General features: G+C 59.9%; 21 protein-coding genes. 13 read left to right on the forward strand and 8 right to left on the reverse strand.

All coding sequences use genetic code 11. The features are described from left to right. Positions 1-131: 131 nt before the first annotated feature. The 5 genes from EOA16_RS11455 (at position 132) to EOA16_RS11480 (ending at position 3,390) form a co-directional block, all read left to right on the forward strand. Positions 132-365, forward strand: coding sequence for a hypothetical protein (locus tag EOA16_RS11455; protein WP_127258025.1), 234 nt, complete (start codon positions 132-134; stop codon positions 363-365). A 208-nt stretch (positions 366-573) separates the two neighbouring features. After that, positions 574-1,359 carry a HipA family kinase gene (locus tag EOA16_RS11465; RefSeq protein ID WP_127258029.1) on the forward strand — a complete coding sequence of 262 codons (786 nt, stop codon included), beginning with the start codon at positions 574-576 and terminating at the stop codon, positions 1,357-1,359. Then, entirely contained in the window at positions 1,343-2,158 is an 816-nt protein-coding gene (locus EOA16_RS11470) for a DUF3037 domain-containing protein (RefSeq protein ID WP_127258031.1), read from the forward strand. Before EOA16_RS11465 ends, EOA16_RS11470 begins: the two co-directional genes overlap by 17 nt. Positions 2,159-2,202: 44 nt before the next feature. Next, the gene (locus EOA16_RS11475) at positions 2,203-3,081 is read left to right on the forward strand and encodes a helix-turn-helix domain-containing protein (RefSeq protein WP_206517332.1); all 879 of its coding nucleotides are present in this window, start codon (positions 2,203-2,205) and stop codon (positions 3,079-3,081) included. After that, the gene (locus tag EOA16_RS11480) at positions 3,082-3,390 is read left to right on the forward strand and encodes a hypothetical protein (protein WP_127258035.1); all 309 of its coding nucleotides are present in this window, start codon (positions 3,082-3,084) and stop codon (positions 3,388-3,390) included. A gap of 18 nt (positions 3,391-3,408) precedes the next feature. On the opposite strand, the gene EOA16_RS11485 is transcribed toward EOA16_RS11480, so the two are convergent. Further along, positions 3,409-5,475: an EAL domain-containing protein gene (locus EOA16_RS11485; RefSeq protein WP_127258037.1), complete on the reverse strand. Its 2,067-nt coding sequence runs from the start codon at positions 5,473-5,475 to the stop codon at positions 3,409-3,411. A gap of 317 nt (positions 5,476-5,792) precedes the next feature. On the opposite strand from EOA16_RS11485, the gene EOA16_RS11490 reads away from it, so the two are divergent. Beyond that, on the forward strand, positions 5,793-6,980 hold the full coding sequence (locus tag EOA16_RS11490; RefSeq protein WP_127258039.1) for a glycine C-acetyltransferase: 1,188 nt from the start codon (positions 5,793-5,795) through the stop codon (positions 6,978-6,980). 52 nt (positions 6,981-7,032) lie between these two features. Further along, entirely contained in the window at positions 7,033-8,067 is a 1,035-nt protein-coding gene (tdh, locus tag EOA16_RS11495) for an L-threonine 3-dehydrogenase (protein WP_013533376.1), read from the forward strand. An 8-nt stretch (positions 8,068-8,075) separates the two neighbouring features. On the opposite strand, the gene EOA16_RS11500 is transcribed toward tdh, so the two are convergent. Then, positions 8,076-8,582: a DUF2380 domain-containing protein gene (locus EOA16_RS11500; protein WP_127258041.1), complete on the reverse strand. Its 507-nt coding sequence runs from the start codon at positions 8,580-8,582 to the stop codon at positions 8,076-8,078. 154 nt (positions 8,583-8,736) lie between these two features. Continuing rightward, a complete protein-coding gene (locus EOA16_RS11505) occupies positions 8,737-9,180 on the reverse strand; it encodes a MarR family transcriptional regulator (protein WP_127258043.1) in 444 nt (147 codons plus the stop codon). Between the two features lie 120 nt (positions 9,181-9,300). Between EOA16_RS11505 and hmgA the strand changes: the two genes are divergently transcribed. From hmgA to EOA16_RS11530, 5 genes are read left to right on the forward strand one after another with little or no spacing between them, the layout of a single operon-like run. After that, entirely contained in the window at positions 9,301-10,614 is a 1,314-nt protein-coding gene (gene hmgA / locus EOA16_RS11510) for a homogentisate 1,2-dioxygenase (RefSeq protein ID WP_127258045.1), read from the forward strand. Between the two features lie 10 nt (positions 10,615-10,624). After that, entirely contained in the window at positions 10,625-11,512 is an 888-nt protein-coding gene (locus EOA16_RS11515) for an MBL fold metallo-hydrolase (protein WP_127258047.1), read from the forward strand. Continuing rightward, the gene (locus EOA16_RS11520) at positions 11,509-12,522 is read left to right on the forward strand and encodes a fumarylacetoacetate hydrolase family protein (protein ID WP_127258049.1); all 1,014 of its coding nucleotides are present in this window, start codon (positions 11,509-11,511) and stop codon (positions 12,520-12,522) included. Before EOA16_RS11515 ends, EOA16_RS11520 begins: the two co-directional genes overlap by 4 nt. A gap of 4 nt (positions 12,523-12,526) precedes the next feature. After that, positions 12,527-12,814: a hypothetical protein gene (locus tag EOA16_RS11525; protein WP_127258051.1), complete on the forward strand. Its 288-nt coding sequence runs from the start codon at positions 12,527-12,529 to the stop codon at positions 12,812-12,814. Positions 12,815-12,818: 4 nt separating this feature from the next. After that, a complete protein-coding gene (locus EOA16_RS11530; protein ID WP_245455909.1) occupies positions 12,819-13,355 on the forward strand; it encodes a DinB family protein in 537 nt (178 codons plus the stop codon). A 19-nt stretch (positions 13,356-13,374) separates the two neighbouring features. Here the strand turns inward: EOA16_RS11530 and EOA16_RS11535 are convergent, their stop codons facing one another. The 3 genes from EOA16_RS11535 to hppD all read right to left on the reverse strand — a co-directional run bounded on the left by EOA16_RS11535 (position 13,375) and on the right by hppD (position 15,156). Continuing rightward, the gene (locus EOA16_RS11535) at positions 13,375-13,752 is read right to left on the reverse strand and encodes a type II toxin-antitoxin system VapC family toxin (RefSeq protein ID WP_127258053.1); all 378 of its coding nucleotides are present in this window, start codon (positions 13,750-13,752) and stop codon (positions 13,375-13,377) included. Next, positions 13,749-13,973: a type II toxin-antitoxin system prevent-host-death family antitoxin gene (locus tag EOA16_RS11540; RefSeq protein WP_127258055.1), complete on the reverse strand. Its 225-nt coding sequence runs from the start codon at positions 13,971-13,973 to the stop codon at positions 13,749-13,751. Before EOA16_RS11540 ends, EOA16_RS11535 begins: the two co-directional genes overlap by 4 nt. A gap of 70 nt (positions 13,974-14,043) precedes the next feature. Then, a complete protein-coding gene (hppD, locus tag EOA16_RS11545) occupies positions 14,044-15,156 on the reverse strand; it encodes a 4-hydroxyphenylpyruvate dioxygenase (RefSeq protein WP_127258057.1) in 1,113 nt (370 codons plus the stop codon). Between the two features lie 138 nt (positions 15,157-15,294). On the opposite strand from hppD, the gene EOA16_RS11550 reads away from it, so the two are divergent. Continuing rightward, on the forward strand, positions 15,295-15,762 hold the full coding sequence (locus EOA16_RS11550; protein WP_127258059.1) for an Lrp/AsnC family transcriptional regulator: 468 nt from the start codon (positions 15,295-15,297) through the stop codon (positions 15,760-15,762). 12 nt (positions 15,763-15,774) lie between these two features. On the opposite strand, the gene EOA16_RS11555 is transcribed toward EOA16_RS11550, so the two are convergent. Both EOA16_RS11555 and aztC read right to left on the reverse strand, forming a co-directional pair. Next, on the reverse strand, positions 15,775-16,113 hold the full coding sequence (locus EOA16_RS11555) for a TIGR01244 family sulfur transferase (protein ID WP_127258061.1): 339 nt from the start codon (positions 16,111-16,113) through the stop codon (positions 15,775-15,777). Positions 16,114-16,263: 150 nt separating this feature from the next. Beyond that, a complete protein-coding gene (aztC, locus tag EOA16_RS11560; RefSeq protein ID WP_127258063.1) occupies positions 16,264-17,205 on the reverse strand; it encodes a zinc ABC transporter substrate-binding protein AztC in 942 nt (313 codons plus the stop codon). Positions 17,206-17,208 lie beyond the last annotated feature (3 nt).

Here is a 17,208-nt window from a genome sequence, read left to right on the forward strand (position 1 = left end):
CCGATATCCGGTTGCGATCACGACAAGGCCGCCATCTTCACACGCGGTTGTCAAGGCAGCCCGGCCGTAGGTAGTGGGTCAGTTTGAAATTCAGCCTTTGAAGTGACGCGCGCGGATGCCATATTGGAGGGATGATCAAATCGACCAATGGCTACCTTCTCGAACACGCGCGGACCGATATGTCTGGGCCTGATGGCCTGCGCACGGTAAGAATCATTACCATTGCTGACTCCCTTGACGATGCATTTGCGCAAGCTGGTGCGCTGCTCCCTGAACAAGGGTTGACCCTTCTGGATAGCGGTCCAGACGTCATGTTGGAAGCTAAGTCGCTGGGCATGAAGGCCGGGGAAGCAAGGAAGCTGTAATGAAGTCTCCAAAGCGCCCGCGCGATCCCAACGAACTGGCTAAATTGATTGCAGACATTGCCACCGGCACCGCAAGTGATAACGTGCCCTCGGAAAGTCCAATGGCCTCTCTAGGGAGATCAGGCGGACTAAAGGGGGGTGCGGCGAGGGCGGAGTCATTATCGCCCGAACGTCGCCGTGATATAGCCAAGCGGGCAGCATCATCGCGATGGGGAAAGCCAAAGTAGGACAGTCTCCCTACCTTATTGGGATCAGCGTCGAAACTCTATGGTGCGTGCAAAGTACCGGCACTGCTGACCCCCCAATGATTTGTCGATGTGATGACGGCTCGGAGTACGCTGTCAAAGGCGCTATCCCCAACCCCTCACTACCGCACCAAGAGTATTTCTGCGCTCGGCTTGGTGAACTAGCCGGCATCAATTCCCCGCCGATACGCATAGTGAAAAACAATGGCCAAGATTGTTTCGGTTCACGCTGGGAAAGTGGCGTCGAGACTGGAACCGGGCCTGTCGATTTCTGGTGGGTTCGTGCCCATGCCGGCGACATCGATTTTTCTCTTCTGGCGCCGACCCTTTCGAGGATATTGGCGTTTGATTTGTTTGTGCACAACGTTGACAGGCATCTGAGAAACTACATCGTCAGGAAACAAAACTTTGGCCACACGGTAATTGCTATGGATTACTCCCAAGCGTGGCTTTGGAATGGCTTTCCACTACCCCCTATACCACTACACAGTAGCGCAAAAACGGTAATAGCTCTGCGGTTTCTTTTAAAGCTTTTTGGTCACTTTATTGTCCAGGCGCAGGTTGAGCATGTATGCAAGAAGTTAACGGAAATTAAGAGTTCTCAAATTCTTCAAATTATACACGAACAGCCGGCAAGTTGGTTGACGAAAAGCCGAAAAGACGATATCATCTCTTGGTGGGAATCTGCTGATCGACTTGCGCGTATTAAACAAGTAGAGGAGGGCATAAAAAATGGATCGTGTTTATAGTTATGCCATTCTCCAAGCTGCCCCGGACGCGCGGCGGAATGAACGCGTCAATATCGGCTTGGTGGTTCTGAAAGAGGATGGACTTGATATTCAAGTCGTTGAATCGCGTAAGATACGCGCCCTGACCGGCCAATCGTGGGATGCCTTGATTGATTCTTACTCGAAGGCTTTGCGCGCAGTGGACGATCCATCGGCAAATATTGAGGAACGGCTAATCTACCTGAATGCTGCGGAGGGCGAGATATTGCTTTCGGCTTCCGGTTGGTTCAAGGCGTTTGACCAAGAACAGTATGATGCTCGCATAAATGAAATCGTTGATGCGATTATCGCTAGGCCGTCTTCACGTAAACCCAAAGAGGATACGTCAATTGTCGCTGAGATAAGCGCAGATTTGCGCAGAGCGAAGATTTTGGCGACAAAGGAAGATACACTTGCAACTGGCAAGGTCGTCAGGAATTACCGAGTAGACGTTGGGTTAGAGGCAGACTTCGCCCAACTGAATTCCCGCCTGCATGTCGCGTCTGTTCTCGATTTGCGGTCAGCACATCCGCAATTGGCGCAGGCAGCGCTTAAGGCGGTTGTTCTTGACCGAGCAGCCGCATCATATGACGGGAACATCCACAAGATTGGTGTCTACGCCGTCGCGCCTGCGCGCCGGCAGGAAGTTATAGACAATATCACGCTATTGGAGCGCTATTCAGACGATCTTGTTAACTGGGAAGACCCTAGCGACCAACGCGGCCTGAAGAAGATATTTTTCGACGCCTACAATTCACATGTCGATGGACATTCAAACTGACCTATATGCTTGACCGATGAGAGCGCATGCCCTATATTGAGGGCATGAACAAGCTTGACAACAAGACCCGCGCCCAAATCCTGCACCTTCTTTGCGAAGGGCAGTCCATCCGTGCCATAACGCGCGTTATGGGCATGAGCAAAAACACGGTCGCCAAGCTTCTGTCGGATGCAGGCGCGGTTTGTGCGCAATATCAGGATGAAACCCTTCGCAACCTCACCAGCCGTCGCATTCAGGTGGACGAAATTTGGAGTTTCACTTACGCGAAGCAGAAGAACGTTGCGACAGCGGCAGCCGCCCCGGAATGGGCGGGTGACACATGGACCTGGACTGCCATAGACGCCGACACCAAGCTTGTCATGTCGTGGCTGGTCGGCGGGCGCGATAGTGAATATGCAATGGGCTTCATGGACGATCTGGCGAAGCGCCTTGCCAATCGCGTCCAGCTTACCAGCGACGGCCACAAGGCCTATCTAGAGGCTGTTGAGGGCGCATTCGGCGGGGATATCGATTACGCCATGCTGGTAAAGATTTACGGCAACTCGCCAGAGTCCGCAAAGGGCCGCTACAGCCCCGCTGGCTATATCAGTTCCCGCAAATTGAAGGTCGAAGGAAACCCCGACAGGAAGCACGTCAGCACGTCGTTTGCCGAGCGGCAGAACCTGACCATGCGGATGCACATGCGCCGCTTCACGCGTCTGACCAATGGCTTTTCCAAGAAGGTGGAGGCTCACGCCAACGCCGTGGCACTTCACTTCATGTACTACAATTTTGTTCGCATCCATGCCACATTGCGCATGACGCCTGCGATGTCCGCAGGCGTGACCGGCAAGCTTTGGGAGGTCGACGACATCGTTGCGCTGATCGAAGCGAAGGAAGCCGAAAAGCCGCTGGTGCGCGGGCCTTACAAGAAGCATGGATGAATGGACATCGCGGCAAGACTTACCCAAGAGACGCGCGAGTGCTTGGAACGCATTACGTCCCTTTCGTGGGATGTTCATGCGGCGGCTATCAGGCGGCGCTCGCCCCGGCCGGCAGGCGATACATACGGCTTCTCGGATGACGGCGTTTACTTCGACGTGGGAGACAGCGCTGAATGGCTCGATAAGCCAGAAGGGGACATACTTCTCAAAGCTTTTGTCGTCGCATTTCCTCAGCCATCCGACGATGAAGGCATTCGCGAAGAGCAGTCCGCAATACTGAAGCGCCCAGATACCAGAATTTCAAACTGACCCACTACCCGGCCGTACCTACGCCAGGCTTCCTTGCAGCACCGTCAGCTTGGCCTTCTTGGGCATGCGGGCGGTCAGCCATTCCAGTGCCTTGTCGTGCGGCATCGGGAAGGCGATGGAGTAGCCCTGCACCTGGTCGCAGCCGATCGCCATCAGGGAATCGAGCTCGGCCTCGGTTTCGGCACCCTCTGCGACGATCGAGATGCCAAGGCCGCGCGCCAGCTCGGTGATGGCGCGCACGATCTTCGAGTTGTCGCCATTCTCATGGATGTTCTGGACGAAGCGGCGATCGATCTTCAGCCGGTCGATCTCGTTCGGGTTGACATGGCTGAGCGAAGCATAGCCGGTGCCAAAATCATCGAGTTCGAGATGGACGCCGGCTGCCCTGATGTGGCGCAGCTTGGCCGCGATGCCCGTCTTCTCGTCGTCGAGGATGACGGATTCTACGATTTCCAGCGACAGTTTCTGCGGCGGCAGCCCGGCCTTTTCAAGCGTCTCGAACAAGAACGCATCGAAATCGTGCTCTCGCAGCTCGGTGCCGGAAACATTGACGGCAAGCCGCCCGAAGGCAATGCCGGCGCGATTCCATTCGGCCGCCTCGTTGATCGCCTTGGTGATGACGATGCGGCCGATCTCGGGCATGAAGCCGCATTTCTCGGCGACCGGAATGAACTCGCCGGGTGGGATCATGCCGCGCTCCGCATGGTTCCAGCGCACCAGCGCCTCGATGCCGCTGATCGTGCCGTTGGTCAGCGATACCTGCGGCTGGAAATAGACCTGGAACGCCCGCTCCGCGATGGCGACCTTGATGTCGTGCTCGAGCTGCTTGCGATAGTCGAGTTCGCGGCGCAGCTCCTCGGAGAAGAAGGAGAAGTTGCCGCCGCCAAGCTTCTTGGCGGAGTAAAGCGCCAGATCGGCGTGGACCAGCAGATCCTGCGCATTGTCGGCGTCGATCGGATAGACCGCGATGCCGGCGCTGGCACCTGGGAGAATGGTCGTGCCCTGGAAGACGATCGGCTCGTTGATGTGTGCCAGGATGCGCCGCGCCAGCATGTTGATGTCTTCGGTGCCGCCGGCGCCGCCGAGAATCATGACGAACTCGTCGCCCCCCAGGCGCACGCACAGATCCGACGCCCGGCAGGAATCGCGCATGCGCTGTGCCGTGACGACCAGCACATAGTCGCCGGCGGCGTGGCCGAGCGTATCGTTGATCTGCTTGAATCGGTCGAGGTCGAGCTGGACGACCGCAAGGCGTTCGCGACGCCGGTGCGTGCCCTTGATCAGCGTGTCGAAATGATCGGTCAGGAACGTGCGGTTGTGCAGGCCGGTGAGGCCGTCATGCACCGCGATGAAGGCCATGGAATTACGGGCATCGATCAGCTCATGCGTCTTGCGCAGGATGGCGTTCGACATCGGCCTGAAGATGAACAGCGCCACCAGTATGATGACGCCGATTGTGGCGTAGAACAGCGTGCGATGGAGAGCGAGCAGCTTCTCGGAACGTTCGTCGGCATCGGCAGTGATGCGCTGGCCGAGCGCGGCGTAGCCCGACAAGGTCGCATTGGCGACCGAGGCATCGAGATTGACGCGCTCGTCGCCGCCCTTGTAGCCGCCATTGCCTGTGAATTGCGATTCATAGGCCGAGATCAGGCGGTCGCCATTGGCGATCAGCCCGACCGAGAAATAGTCGAGGTGGAACGGCTTGGCGAAAAGGACGCTTTCGATCGACTTCGGGTCAAGCTTGGCCGGCGATTGCGGATCGGCTCCCGTCTGATCGAGCAGCAGGTCGTAGTTCGTCTCGAACTCCGCCGTTGCCTGCTTGAGCGCGCTGACCAGCGCCGGTTGCTTGTCGCGTGAACCGGCACCCGTTGCACTGGCAAGGAAGACGATGCGCTGCGACAGCGTCTTTTGTGTACTGACGATGTCGAGCAAGGTGTGATTGTGCTGTTGGGTGGCCATCATCTGCTGCAGCAGGATGAAGGAGGCAATCACCATGGCCGCAATGATCAGCAGGGCCAGCCAATAGCCAGCCTTGATCAGCAGTATGAGCTTGCCTGAAACGGTTTGCACCGGCTGCTGCGACATTTTCGGGGGCGGCCCTCTCGCCTACGGATTCTTGTATGAGCACCATTGAACTGCAAACGTTAACAGGACTGGAAATCGACGGCTGCCCGGCGAGGGGCAGCCGTGGAAAGATCGCGAAATGGTTATCGGCTCGTTTAGCGCCGTACCGGCATTTGAGCGGTCATCGGCCAGAACCTTTGTCGTGGCGTCGTTTCTGCGGCCGCATGATGATCGACATCGGGGCCGCATCGTGCTGCTTGCCACCGGTCCGGTCGTTTTTGCGATGGATTTTTCGCGCGGACGAGACGACAGTCAGCCCACATCAAACGAGGCCGACCATGACCGCAGCATTCCTCTCCCACATCGACAGCGAGCTCGCGGGGCTCAAATCGGCAGGCCTCTACAAGTCGGAGCGGGTGATCACTTCGACGCAGTCGGCCGAGATCGAGGTCGGCGGCGACAAGGTGTTGAATTTCTGTGCCAACAACTATCTCGGCCTCGCCGATAGCGCCGGTTTGCGCAATGCTGCCAAGCAGGCGCTCGACCGCTATGGCTACGGCATGGCATCGGTGCGCTTTATCTGCGGCACACAGGAAGAGCACAAGCAGCTCGAATCCACGATTTCCTCTTTCCTCGGCATGGAAGACACCATCCTCTATGGCTCCTGCTTCGATGCGAATGGCGGCCTGTTCGAGACGCTGCTGGGCGAGGAAGACGCCATTATCTCGGATGCCTTGAATCATGCCTCGATCATCGATGGCGTGCGGCTGTCGAAGGCCAAACGTTTCCGCTACGCCAACAACGACATGGCCGATCTCGAGGCGCGCCTGAAGGAAGCCAGGGACTGCCGCTTCCGGTTGATCGCCACCGACGGCGTGTTTTCGATGGATGGCATCATCGCCAATCTCAGGGGTGTCTGCGACCTCGCCGAGAAATACGACGCCATGGTGATGGTCGACGACAGCCATGCCGTCGGCTTCGTCGGCGAGAACGGCCGCGGCTCGGCCGAGCATTGCGGCGTCGAGGGCAGGGTCGACATCATCACCGGCACGCTCGGCAAGGCGCTCGGCGGCGCGTCCGGCGGTTACACCTCGGGCAAGAGGCAGGTGGTCGACTGGCTGCGTCAGCGCTCGCGGCCTTATCTCTTTTCCAACACGCTGATGCCGGCGATCGCCGGCGCTTCGATCAAGGTGTTCGAACTGGTCCGCAACGGCGATGCCTTGCGCCAGCGCCTCTATTCCAATGCGGCGCGGTTCCGGTCGCAGATGGGCAAGCTCGGCTTCACGCTGGCTGGCGCCGACCATCCGATCATTCCAGTGATGCTGGGCGACGCGACGCTGGCGCAGGAGATGGCGGCACGCATGCTGAAACGCGGCATCTATGTCATCGGCTTCTCCTTCCCGGTGGTGCCGAAGGGCCAGGCGCGTATCCGCACGCAGATGTCGGCTGCGCATTCCAGCGCCGACATCGACCGCGCGGTGGAAGCGTTTGCCGCCGTCGGGCGCGAACTCGGGGTCATTTCCTGAAAGGCCGGAATCGAAAAGCGATTCCGGATCAAGAGATTCAAGGGACAAAAGCATGTCGAACATGATGAAGGCGCTGGTGAAGGCCAAGGCCGAACCGGGCATCTGGATGGAAGAGGTGCCGGTGCCGGAAATCGGCCCTAACGACGTGCTGATCAAGATCAAGAAGACGGCGATCTGCGGCACCGACGTGCATATCTACAATTGGGACCAGTGGGCGCAAAAGACGGTGCCGGTGCCGATGGTCACCGGCCATGAATTTGTCGGCACGGTCGCCGATTTCGGCGCTGCGGTGACGGAATACAAGGTCGGCCAGCGCGTGTCGGGCGAGGGCCACATCGTCTGCGGTCATTGCCGCAACTGTCGCGCCGGGCGAGGGCATCTGTGCCGCAACACGCTCGGCGTCGGCGTCAACCGTCCCGGCGCTTTCGGCGAATATCTGGCGATCCCGCAGCACAATGTCGTGCCGATCCCCGATGACGTGCCGGACGAGATCGCCGCGATCTTCGATCCGCTCGGTAATGCCGTGCACACGGCACTCTCCTTTGATCTGGTCGGCGAAGATGTGCTGGTCACCGGCGCCGGGCCGATCGGCATCATGGGCGCGCTCGTCGCGCAATGCGTCGGCGCGCGAAAAGTCGTCATCACCGACATCAACCCGGTGCGGCTGGCGCTGGCGAAAAAGCTCGGTGTCCAGCATGTCGTCGACGCCTCGAAGGAAAAGCTGCGCGACGTCATGCCGGTGCTCGGCATGACCGAGGGTTTCGACGTCGGGCTCGAAATGTCGGGCGCGGCCCCCGCCTTCCGCGACATGATCGACACGATGAACAATGGCGGCAAGATCGCCATTCTGGGCATCGCGCCGACCGGCTTCGAGATCGACTGGAACAAGGTCATCTTCAAGATGCTGCATCTCAAAGGCATCTACGGCCGCGAGATGTTCGAAACCTGGTACAAGATGATCGCGCTTGTGCAAGGCCCGCTCGATGTCTCCGGCCTGATCACGCACCGCATCGGCATCGACGACTTCCAGGCCGGCTTCGATGCAATGCGCAGCGGCAGTTCCGGCAAGGTGGTGATGGACTGGTAGACGCCGCCCTACCGCAGAATTCTGTTTTTCATCAGCCATTTCGCGGAGCGGGGCCACGCGTAGTTCGCACCCATGCGAAGATCGGTAAACCCCTCCGAAACATGTCTCCCGGTTTCGGCGTCAAGGATGCGAATGAACATAGTATGTTCTGTTCGGTTGACGCGCGTTACGACGCCAAGCAAGGCAAGCGACGCGCCGTGCTCCTTGGCGATCGGGCCTTCACAACCAGCGCAGTTGCGCAATCCGTGCGGCGCAGCAGCCTTTGTATCTCTCGCCGGCACATCAATTACTGTAAAACGCCCGGACTGGGAGAGCATGTCCCTCGCAACTTGTGCCGATTCGGACAGATAGCGCCTGTCATATTCATCCGGGGGAATTATTCCCGCCCCGGCGCTCTTGTCCTCCAATTCGAAAGGGAACACTTCGATCGACATCGGCTTTGCCTGCTGCGCCTGCGCAAATGTGCAGGTGCCTACAAGCAGCGTCATCAGGACAGTTAATGTGCGAATGCTCATCGTAGTCCTCCCGTCGGTGTGATGGGCATTATACGCGGCCTGACAACGCAAATCACGATCAAATCGAAACCAATGCTATGCTTTGGCTGTGGTGGGAACTCCCACGCAGTCTCGCTCGAACTCCGTCGTTCAGAGTGATTGGCCTGATCTTGGGCTAACCCTTGCTCGGGACCAGACTGGTCTCCAATGCAGCCAGTCCGCTGGCGATCGCCGTGCGCTCTTCAGCGCTGAGCCCTGCCAGCAAATCCCGTTCGAACGCCTTCGTCAGCGGCACCATCTCGCGATAGGCGGCAAGCCCCGTTCCGGTCAGCGTCAGATGTTCGATACGGCGGTCTTTTTCGTCCGGTTTTCGCGTCAGCCAGCGACGCCGTTCGAGCTCGGCGACAGCGCGCGAAACCTTTGTCTTGTGCATGGCCGATTGTTCGCCCAGCGCCGTCGCCGTCATCGTGCCGTGCTGTCCGAGCCCGGCCAGCGTGCGCCATTCGGGACGCGTGAGGCCGTGACGATCCTTGTATATCCTCGAGAATTCCCGGCTGACCGCATCGGCAAGACGATAGAGCCGGTAGGGCAGGAAGGTTTCCAGTTCAAGGATTTCCATGGTTCCGTACCGGCTAGGCGTCAGAGAATTGATAGTTACATTTTAGATGGTTACAAATGAAACCAGTTTGGTCAATATCAGAGCGCGCTAGGACGCGCTGATTGGATCAGGGAGGAAGCGATGGCCTTTTCCTACATGCCGGGTTTCGGCAACGACTTTGAAACCGAGACGCTGCTCGGCTCGCTGCCGCAAGGGCGGAACTCGCCGCAACGACCGGCCTACGGCCTCTATGCCGAGCAGCTTTCGGGCTCGCCCTTCACCGCGCCGCGCGGTACCAATGAGCGCTCCTGGCTCTACCGGATCCGGGCGAGCGTCAAGCACACCGGCCGCTTCAAGCCGGCGAATTATCCCTTGTGGAAGAGCGCGCCCAATGTAGGCGATCATGAATTGGCGCTTGGCCAGTATCGCTGGAATCCAGTGCCGATGCCGAAGGAGCCGACCGATTTCATCGCCGGCATGCGCAGCATCACTACGGCCGGCGACGTGCTCGGGCAGACGGGCATGGCCGCCCATGTCTATGTCGCCAATCGTTCGATGGTCGACGATCATTTCTTCAACGCCGACGGTGAGTTGCTGATCGTGCCGCAGGTCGGCGCTCTGCGCTTCGTCACCGAGATGGGCGTCATCGAGCTCAGACCCGGCGAGATCGCGGTGCTGCCACGTGGTCTGGTCTTCAAGGTCGAGTTGGTCGGCAAGGAAGTCCGCGGCTATGTCTGCGAAAACTACGGCGCCAAGCTGACGCTGCCCGACCGTGGCCCGATCGGCGCCAACTGCCTGGCCAACCCGCGCGATTTCAAGACGCCTTGCGCCTGGTTCGAGGAGAAGGAAACGCCGTGCCGGCTGACGGTGAAATGGTGCGGCAATTTCCATGTCACCGAGATCGGCCATTCGCCGCTCGATGTCGTTGCCTGGCACGGCAACTACGCGCCCTACAAATATGATCTGGCGACGTTTTCGCCGGTCGGCGCGCTGCTGTTCGACCATCCCGACCCGTCGATCTTCACGGTGCTGACCGCGCCGAGCGGCGAGGAGGGCACCGCCAACATCGACTTCGTCATCTTCCCGCCGCGCTGGCTGGTGGCCGAAGATACGTTCCGGCCACCCTGGTACCACCGCAACATCATGAGCGAGTTCATGGGCCTGATCCACGGCCAGTACGACGCCAAGGAAGAAGGCTTTGTGCCCGGCGGCATCAGCCTGCACAATCTGATGCTGGCCCATGGGCCGGATGCGCCTGGCTTCGAAAAGGCCTCGCGCGCGGACCTGAAACCGGTCAAGCTCGACAACACCATGGCGTTCATGTTCGAGACCCGATTTCCGCAGATGCTGACCCGCTACGGAGCTGAATTGGAAACCCGGCAGGACAACTACATCGACTGCTGGGCCGACCTCAAGAAGCGTTTCAACGGCACGCCCGAGGGCGACTGGTCTTGAGGCTCGTCCGATGAGCGACCGGCTGGTGCTGCTGGGCTCCAAGGGCGGCCCGGCGCTGCGGCCGGGTGGGCCGTGGCCGAGTTCGTCGCTGCTCGAGATCGGTGGGCGTACTGTCGTCGTCGACTGCGGACTTGGCGTCACGCGGGGCTTGGTCGATGCCGGCATCAGCCTGAAGGCGCTCGACCTGATCTTCATCACGCATCTGCATTCCGACCATGTGCTGGAACTGGGACCGCTGATCCACACCGCCTGGACGGCGGGTCTGGCGACGCCCGTCCACGTGTTCGGTCCGCCCGGCACGGATCATTATTGGCAGCGCTTTTGCCAGGCGATGGACTTCGACATCGAGATCCGCATCGTCGACGAGGGCCGGCCGGATATCCGCGAGCTGGTTTCGATCGTCGAATTCGGCGAAGGCCAGGTGGTCGAACAAGGCGGCTTGACGGTTTCGGCGCTGCGCGTCGAGCATCCGCCGGTGACCGACTGTTTTGCGCTGCGCTTCGAGCATGGCGCCAAAAGCGTGGTTTTCTCCGCCGATACGGCCTTTTATCCGCCGCTCGCCGATTTTGCCTGGGGCGCGGATATCCTGGTCCACGAAGCCATGCTGGAAGAAGGCATCGAGCGGCTGGTGGCCAGGACCGGAAATGGCGCGCGGCTGAAAGACCATCTGCTCGCCAGCCACAGCTTTGCCGAAGAGGCAGGCAGCATCGCCAGCGATGCCGGCGTCAGGCGACTGGTGCTCAATCATCTCATTCCGGCCGACGATCCCGGGATCGCCGATGCCGACTGGATAGCCGCTGTCAGGAAAACATGGGCCGGCGACTTGACGATCGCCCGCGACGGCCTTGTTGTGGGGTTAAGCAGCGCCAAAGCTGCAGCAGGAGAGGAAACCGCATGAAGCTTGCCACATTGAAGGACGGGACGCGCGACGGGAGACTCGTCGTCGTCTCGCGCGACCTGACACGCTTCACCGACGCCTCGTTCCTGGTACGCACGCTGCAGGCGGCGCTCGACGACTGGCTGCGCATCGCCCCGCATCTCGCGACAATAGCGGAATCGCTTGAGAACAATGCGATGCCGGCGGAGCGCTTCCACGAGCATGACGCCCACTCGCCGCTGCCGCGCGCCTACCAATGGGCTGACGGCTCGGCCTATGTGAACCATGTCGAACTGGTGCGGAAGGCGCGTGGCGCCGAGATGCCGGCGAGCTTCTGGACCGATCCGCTGATCTACCAAGGCGGCGCGGACGCCTTCATCCCGCCGCGTGATCCGATCCGCATGGCTGACGAGGCCTTCGGCATCGATATGGAGGCGGAGGTCGCTGTCGTCGTCGACGACGTGCCGATGGGCGCAAGCCTTGAGGAAGCGCGTGCCGCGATCCGGCTGGTGATGCTGGTCAACGACGTGACGCTGCGCGCGCTCACTGGGCCGGAGCTGGCGAAGGGATTTGGGTTTTTCCAGTCGAAGCCCTCCTCGGCGTTTTCGCCGGTCGCGGTGACGCCGGACGAACTGGGTGATGCCTGGGACGGCGGCAAGGTCAGCCTGCCGTTGCTCGCCGATCTCAACGGCAAGCCGTTCGGCCGGGCCAATGCCGGTATCGACATGACTTTTGACTTTCCAGCGCTGATCGTTCACGCCGCGAAAACGCGGCCGCTGGCCGCCGGCACGATCATCGGTTCCGGCACCGTCTCCAACAAGCTCGACGGCGGGCCGGGCAAGCCCGTCTCGGCCGGCGGCGCCGGCTATTCCTGCATCGCCGAATTGCGCATGATCGAGACCATTGTGTCAGGCGAACCCAAAACGCCGTTCCTGCGTTTCGGCGACACGGTGCGCATCGAGATGAAGGACAAGGCTGGGCATTCGATCTTCGGCGCGATCGAGCAGAAGGTCGAGAAATACGAGAGATGAGGGCATGACGGGGGTCTATCTGCTGGCTGGTGTCTGGGCGCTCGCCATACTGGCGGTCTTCATCCAGGCGTTCCGGCTGAGTTACCGCATCGAGGAGCGTTCGCCTGACCTGACCAACCGCAGCGGCTTTCCGCGCAAGGCAATGATGTTCCACACCGTCACCAACATGAAAGTCGCGCGGGACGCGGAAACGCAGGGCATGCGGCGACGCATGAACGGGCTGCTGTTGATCGTTCTTGCCGGATTCGCGATCATGGGGGCAGGCTTGCATCTGGTGCGGGCAGGGGGATGATCTCGTGAACCTGCCTGACCATCTGCGCCGCATGGCGCGCAACAATCTCTGGTCGAACGACCGGCTCTACCGCGCGGTGCTGTCGCTCGAGCCGGGTGAGTTCGAGCCGAACGCACCAGTTTCTTTCCGTCGATCAGGGCAACGCTCAACCACATATTGGCGGTCGATTATCCTCTATCTCGATTTTCTCGAGGAGGGTGGTTTCGGTGCTGCCGCCCATGACGACTTCGTGTCGTTCTACGAACCGGGGGAGTTGTTTGCCGCCCAGGTCGCAGCCGACCGCAGGCTGATCGCCTTCTGCGATGCCCTGTCGGAGAGCGATCTCGATCGCCGCGTCATCACCGACCGGCGTGAAGACGGCATGATCCCCGAGCGGATCGGCGACATCCTCGCCCATGTCTTCCTGCACGACATCCACCATCGCGGCCAGGTGCACGCGATGCTGTCGGGCACCTCGGTCAAGCCGCCGCAGCTTGACGAGTTCTTGCTCTATTATGATGCGAAGCTGAGGGAGAGAGAGGTCGAGCGGTTGGGTTTGTGAGAGCGACTTGTCTCGCTAATCATCCCAGAGCGACATCATAACGGGCAAAATGCGGGTCGGATGTAAGGATTGCTAGTTTCTCCATTTGCGCCTGCGCGATCAGCAGTCTGTCGAACGGATCACCGTGATGATGGGGTAGGCTGCTGACGGCGTCCGCATGCTGCAAAGTGACTGCAAGTGGCTGAAATTGCATTCTGGGAAGCAGCGTTGGCAGATCGTCCGGCGCGTTGAGTTTTCCGATTGAACGTTTGATGGCAATTTCCCAGACGCTTGCCGCGCTCGCGAACACCACCGCTTCCGAAGCCAAGATAGCGCGGTGGTGCTGGCTGAGACGTGGATCGTCTGAAATTGACCACAGGATGATATGCGTGTCGGCAAGAAACGGGCCGACCGTCATTTCACGTACTCGTCCCATTCGGGACCAAGTTCATCAAAATCGTCCGCAATCCAAATCTTGCCCTTCAAGGCGCCAATACGCGGCAGTGGTTCGGCCGCTACTGGCGGTACGATGCGCGCGGCCACCTTGCCGTGGCGTGTGAGAACGATCTCCTCGCCGGCTTCCGCGCGGCTGACGAGTTCCGACAATTTGGCCTTGGCCTCGGCGATGGAAACATTCACGGCGCGATCCTTTTTGACCATAATTTAGGTCATAATTGGTCGCGCCGCAAGAAGCCCGGTTTGAATCTACCTACTCCGCCGCCTGAACCTTGATCACCCCGCGCTTGATCTGGTCCTGCTCGATTGATTCAAACAGCGCGCGGAAATTGCCCTCGCCAAAGCCTTCGTCGCCCTTGCGCTGTATGAACTCGAAGAAGATCGGCCCGATCACGGTCTTCGAAAAGATCTGCAAAAGGATCTTGGTCATGCCGCCATCGACGACGCCTTCGCCATCGATCAGGATGCCGTGCTTCTTCATCCGCTCGATCGGTTCGTCATGGCCGTTCACGCGGTCATACGACATGTCGTAGTAGGTCTCCGGCGGGCCCGGCATGAACTTCAGCCCGTTCTCGGCAAGTCTGTGGGTGGCGGCGTAGATCTCGTCGGTGCCGACAGCGATATGCTGAATGCCCTCGCCATTGTACTTCTTCAGATACTCGGCGATCTGGCTGGTCTCGTCCTTGGACTCGTTCAGCGGAATGCGGATCTTGCCGCAGGGCGAGGTGATGGCGCGGCTCACCAGGCCGGTGATCTTGCCGTCGATGTCGAAGAAATGGATCTGCTTGAAGCCGAACAGATTGCGGTAGAAATCCCACCATTTGTCCATCTGGCCGCGATAGACATTGTGGGTCAGGTGATCGAGGTAATAAAAGCCGACGCCTTCCGGCCGTGGGTCGCGCGCGCCCAGCCATTCGAACTCGGCATCATAGGCCGAACCATTCTTGCCATAGGTCTCGACGAAATAGAGCAGCGAGCCGCCAATGCCGACGATTGCCGGCACATCCAGCGCCTTGTCGTCGCCCTCGTAAGGGGTGGCGCCCTTGGCCACGGCGTGGTCGAAGGCATGCCTGGCGTCAACCACCCGCCAGGCCATCGAGGCGGCACAGGGGCCATGCTTGTCGACGAATTTCATCGCATGCGAACCGGGCTCGGCATTGACGACATAGTTGATGTCGCCCTGGCGCCAGACCGTGATGTCCTTCGTGCGGTGCTTGGCCACCGCCACATAGCCCATGCGGGTGAACAGTTCGGCCAGTTTCTGCGGCTCCGGATGCGCGAACTCGACGAACTCGAAACCATCGGTGCCGGCCGGGTTGTCCTTGCTGATCGTGGCGGGCGGTGCGTCGTGCGGGAAGGGACCCATGATATTCCTCCGAAGCTGGCCTAGTCTGAAAGGGCCATCCGACGCCCATCATAGCGCGGACGAGGTGCATGGTGCTTGCATTCAAACGCTTGAAATGACCATCTCATGCGTGAAGCGTGCATGATGAGAGATAAAACCATGGATGAGACGCGCATTGATCAGTTCGACCGCAAGATACTGGCGCTATTGCAGGGGGATGCGCGGCTGACCAACAACGATCTTTCGGAGCGGGTAAACCTGTCGGCGTCGCAATGCTCGCGCCGCCGCCAGCGGCTCGAGGAAGACGGCTTTATCAAGGGCTATCGCGCCGTTCTCGACCGCGACAAGCTCGGTTTTTCCCTGGTCAACGTCATTTCGGTCACGCTCGCCACGCACAACCGCGACAATGCGCGGCGCTTCGGCGAACTGGTGGCGCGGCTGCCTGAGGTGCAGGAAGCGCACGCGCTGACCGGCGAGATGGATTACATCCTGAAAGTGGTGACGCCGGATCTCAAATCATTGTCGGAATTCGTCAATGGCGTCCTCTTGCCGCACGAATCCGTGCAGCATGTGAAGACGGCGATCGTGCTTGAGACACTCAAGGAAACCGACGCGCTGCCGATCTAAATCTTGGGCGAATCAACCCTTCGACTGTTGGATCAGCCCATAGAGATTGGTGCAGCGGGCGCCGGAGCGGCAATAGGCGAAGACCGGGCCATCGAGTTCGTCGAGCGCTTCGGCCTGATCCTCGACATTCCCGGCGGTGATCTGGCCGCTGATCACCGGAATGTAGCGGAAAGCGAGCCCTGCGGCTTCGACCGCTGCCTTGACGGTGTCGGCAGACGGCTGGCCGGGCTGTTCGTCATCGGGCCGGTTGCAGATGACGCTCTTGAAGCCGGCTTCCTTGATGGCGGCGACGTCCTCAGGCTGGATCTGGCCCGAAACCGAATAGTCCTCGCTGATTTCGCGGTATTCCATGGCAGCATCCTCGCAAACTGGTCAGGTGTCAGTCTTGCCACTCCCCGACATTGGCGGCAATCCGTACCGAAGGAATTCTCTGCCAAATAGACATTGCGTGCCAGAAAATCCAACCGGGCCGATGCGGCCCGGCTGGACAATCCTTCAAACTCAGCTGCCGAGAATGGCGCCTTTGATCTGACGGATGTTGTTGTGCATCATGTCGATATAGGTCGCGGCCGGGCCGTCGGGCTGCGACAGCGCGTCCGAATAGAGTGTGCCGCCCACCTTGATGCCGGTTTCGCTGGCGATCTGCTCGATCAGGCGCGGGTTGGTGATGTTCTCGACGAAGATCGCAGCCGCCTTGTCCTGCTTTACCTGATTGACCAGCTTGGCGACGTCGGCGGCGGATGGTTCAGAGTCGGTCGAGATGCCTTGCGGGGCGAGGAAGGTCAGGCCGTATGCGTGTTCGAAATAGCCGAAGGCGTCATGCGAGGTGATGACGACGCGCTTGCTCTCCGGGATCGAGGCGATCGCCGCTTTCACTTCACCTTCAACCGCGTCGAGCTTCTTCGTGTAGGCGGCGGCATTGGTCTGGTAGCTGACGCAGCCTTCCGAATCGGCCGCGCAGAAGGCCTCGGCGATGTTCTTCACATAGATCCTGGCATTGGCGATCGACTGGAATGCGTGCGGATCGGTGACTGTCTTGCCGCCGCCGGTGCCGGCGCCTTCGGCTGCATCGGCGTCGGCGAATTCAGGCTTGAAATCGATCGGCGTCACGCCTTTGGTCAAGGTGACGATCGAGGCCTTGGTGGCGCTGGCTTCGACCAGCCGCTGCAGGAAACCTTCGAAATGCAGGCCGTTGACCAGCACGATGTCGGCCTTGGCCATGGCCACCGCATCGGCCGGGCTCGGCTCATAAACGTGGGCGTCGCCGTCTGGCCCGACGATGGTGGTGACATCGATGCGGTCGCCGCCGACATTTTTGGCGAAATCGGCAATGACGGTGAAGCTGGCGACCACTTTTAGCGGCGCCGCGAAGGCCGACGATGCGCCAAAGGCGGTTAATGTTATAACGCTCATCGCCACGGCGGCATGGATCGATTTCAGCATAGA

This window comes from Mesorhizobium sp. M7A.F.Ca.US.008.03.1.1, assembly GCF_003997495.1.
In the GTDB taxonomy this organism is placed as follows: Bacteria; Pseudomonadota; Alphaproteobacteria; order Rhizobiales; family Rhizobiaceae; genus Mesorhizobium.

Excerpts from the sequence above, each read along its gene's own strand:
- EOA16_RS11455 (WP_127258025.1), top strand. The coding sequence starts at position 132 with ATGATCAAATCGACCAATGGCTACCTTCTCGAACACGCGCGGACCGAT.
- EOA16_RS11465 (WP_127258029.1), top strand. The coding sequence starts at position 574 with ATGGGGAAAGCCAAAGTAGGACAGTCTCCCTACCTTATTGGGATCAGC.
- EOA16_RS11470 (WP_127258031.1), top strand. The coding sequence starts at position 1,343 with ATGGATCGTGTTTATAGTTATGCCATTCTCCAAGCTGCCCCGGACGCG.
- EOA16_RS11475 (WP_206517332.1), top strand. The coding sequence starts at position 2,203 with ATGAACAAGCTTGACAACAAGACCCGCGCCCAAATCCTGCACCTTCTT.
- EOA16_RS11480 (WP_127258035.1), top strand. The coding sequence starts at position 3,082 with ATGGACATCGCGGCAAGACTTACCCAAGAGACGCGCGAGTGCTTGGAA.
- EOA16_RS11485 (WP_127258037.1), bottom strand. The coding sequence starts at position 5,475 with ATGTCGCAGCAGCCGGTGCAAACCGTTTCAGGCAAGCTCATACTGCTG.
- EOA16_RS11490 (WP_127258039.1), top strand. The coding sequence starts at position 5,793 with ATGACCGCAGCATTCCTCTCCCACATCGACAGCGAGCTCGCGGGGCTC.
- tdh (WP_013533376.1), top strand. The coding sequence starts at position 7,033 with ATGTCGAACATGATGAAGGCGCTGGTGAAGGCCAAGGCCGAACCGGGC.
- EOA16_RS11500 (WP_127258041.1), bottom strand. The coding sequence starts at position 8,582 with ATGAGCATTCGCACATTAACTGTCCTGATGACGCTGCTTGTAGGCACC.
- EOA16_RS11505 (WP_127258043.1), bottom strand. The coding sequence starts at position 9,180 with ATGGAAATCCTTGAACTGGAAACCTTCCTGCCCTACCGGCTCTATCGT.
- hmgA (WP_127258045.1), top strand. The coding sequence starts at position 9,301 with ATGGCCTTTTCCTACATGCCGGGTTTCGGCAACGACTTTGAAACCGAG.
- EOA16_RS11515 (WP_127258047.1), top strand. The coding sequence starts at position 10,625 with ATGAGCGACCGGCTGGTGCTGCTGGGCTCCAAGGGCGGCCCGGCGCTG.
- EOA16_RS11520 (WP_127258049.1), top strand. The coding sequence starts at position 11,509 with ATGAAGCTTGCCACATTGAAGGACGGGACGCGCGACGGGAGACTCGTC.
- EOA16_RS11525 (WP_127258051.1), top strand. The coding sequence starts at position 12,527 with ATGACGGGGGTCTATCTGCTGGCTGGTGTCTGGGCGCTCGCCATACTG.
- EOA16_RS11535 (WP_127258053.1), bottom strand. The coding sequence starts at position 13,752 with ATGACGGTCGGCCCGTTTCTTGCCGACACGCATATCATCCTGTGGTCA.
- hppD (WP_127258057.1), bottom strand. The coding sequence starts at position 15,156 with ATGGGTCCCTTCCCGCACGACGCACCGCCCGCCACGATCAGCAAGGAC.
- EOA16_RS11550 (WP_127258059.1), top strand. The coding sequence starts at position 15,295 with ATGGATGAGACGCGCATTGATCAGTTCGACCGCAAGATACTGGCGCTA.
- EOA16_RS11555 (WP_127258061.1), bottom strand. The coding sequence starts at position 16,113 with ATGGAATACCGCGAAATCAGCGAGGACTATTCGGTTTCGGGCCAGATC.
- aztC (WP_127258063.1), bottom strand. The coding sequence starts at position 17,205 with ATGCTGAAATCGATCCATGCCGCCGTGGCGATGAGCGTTATAACATTA.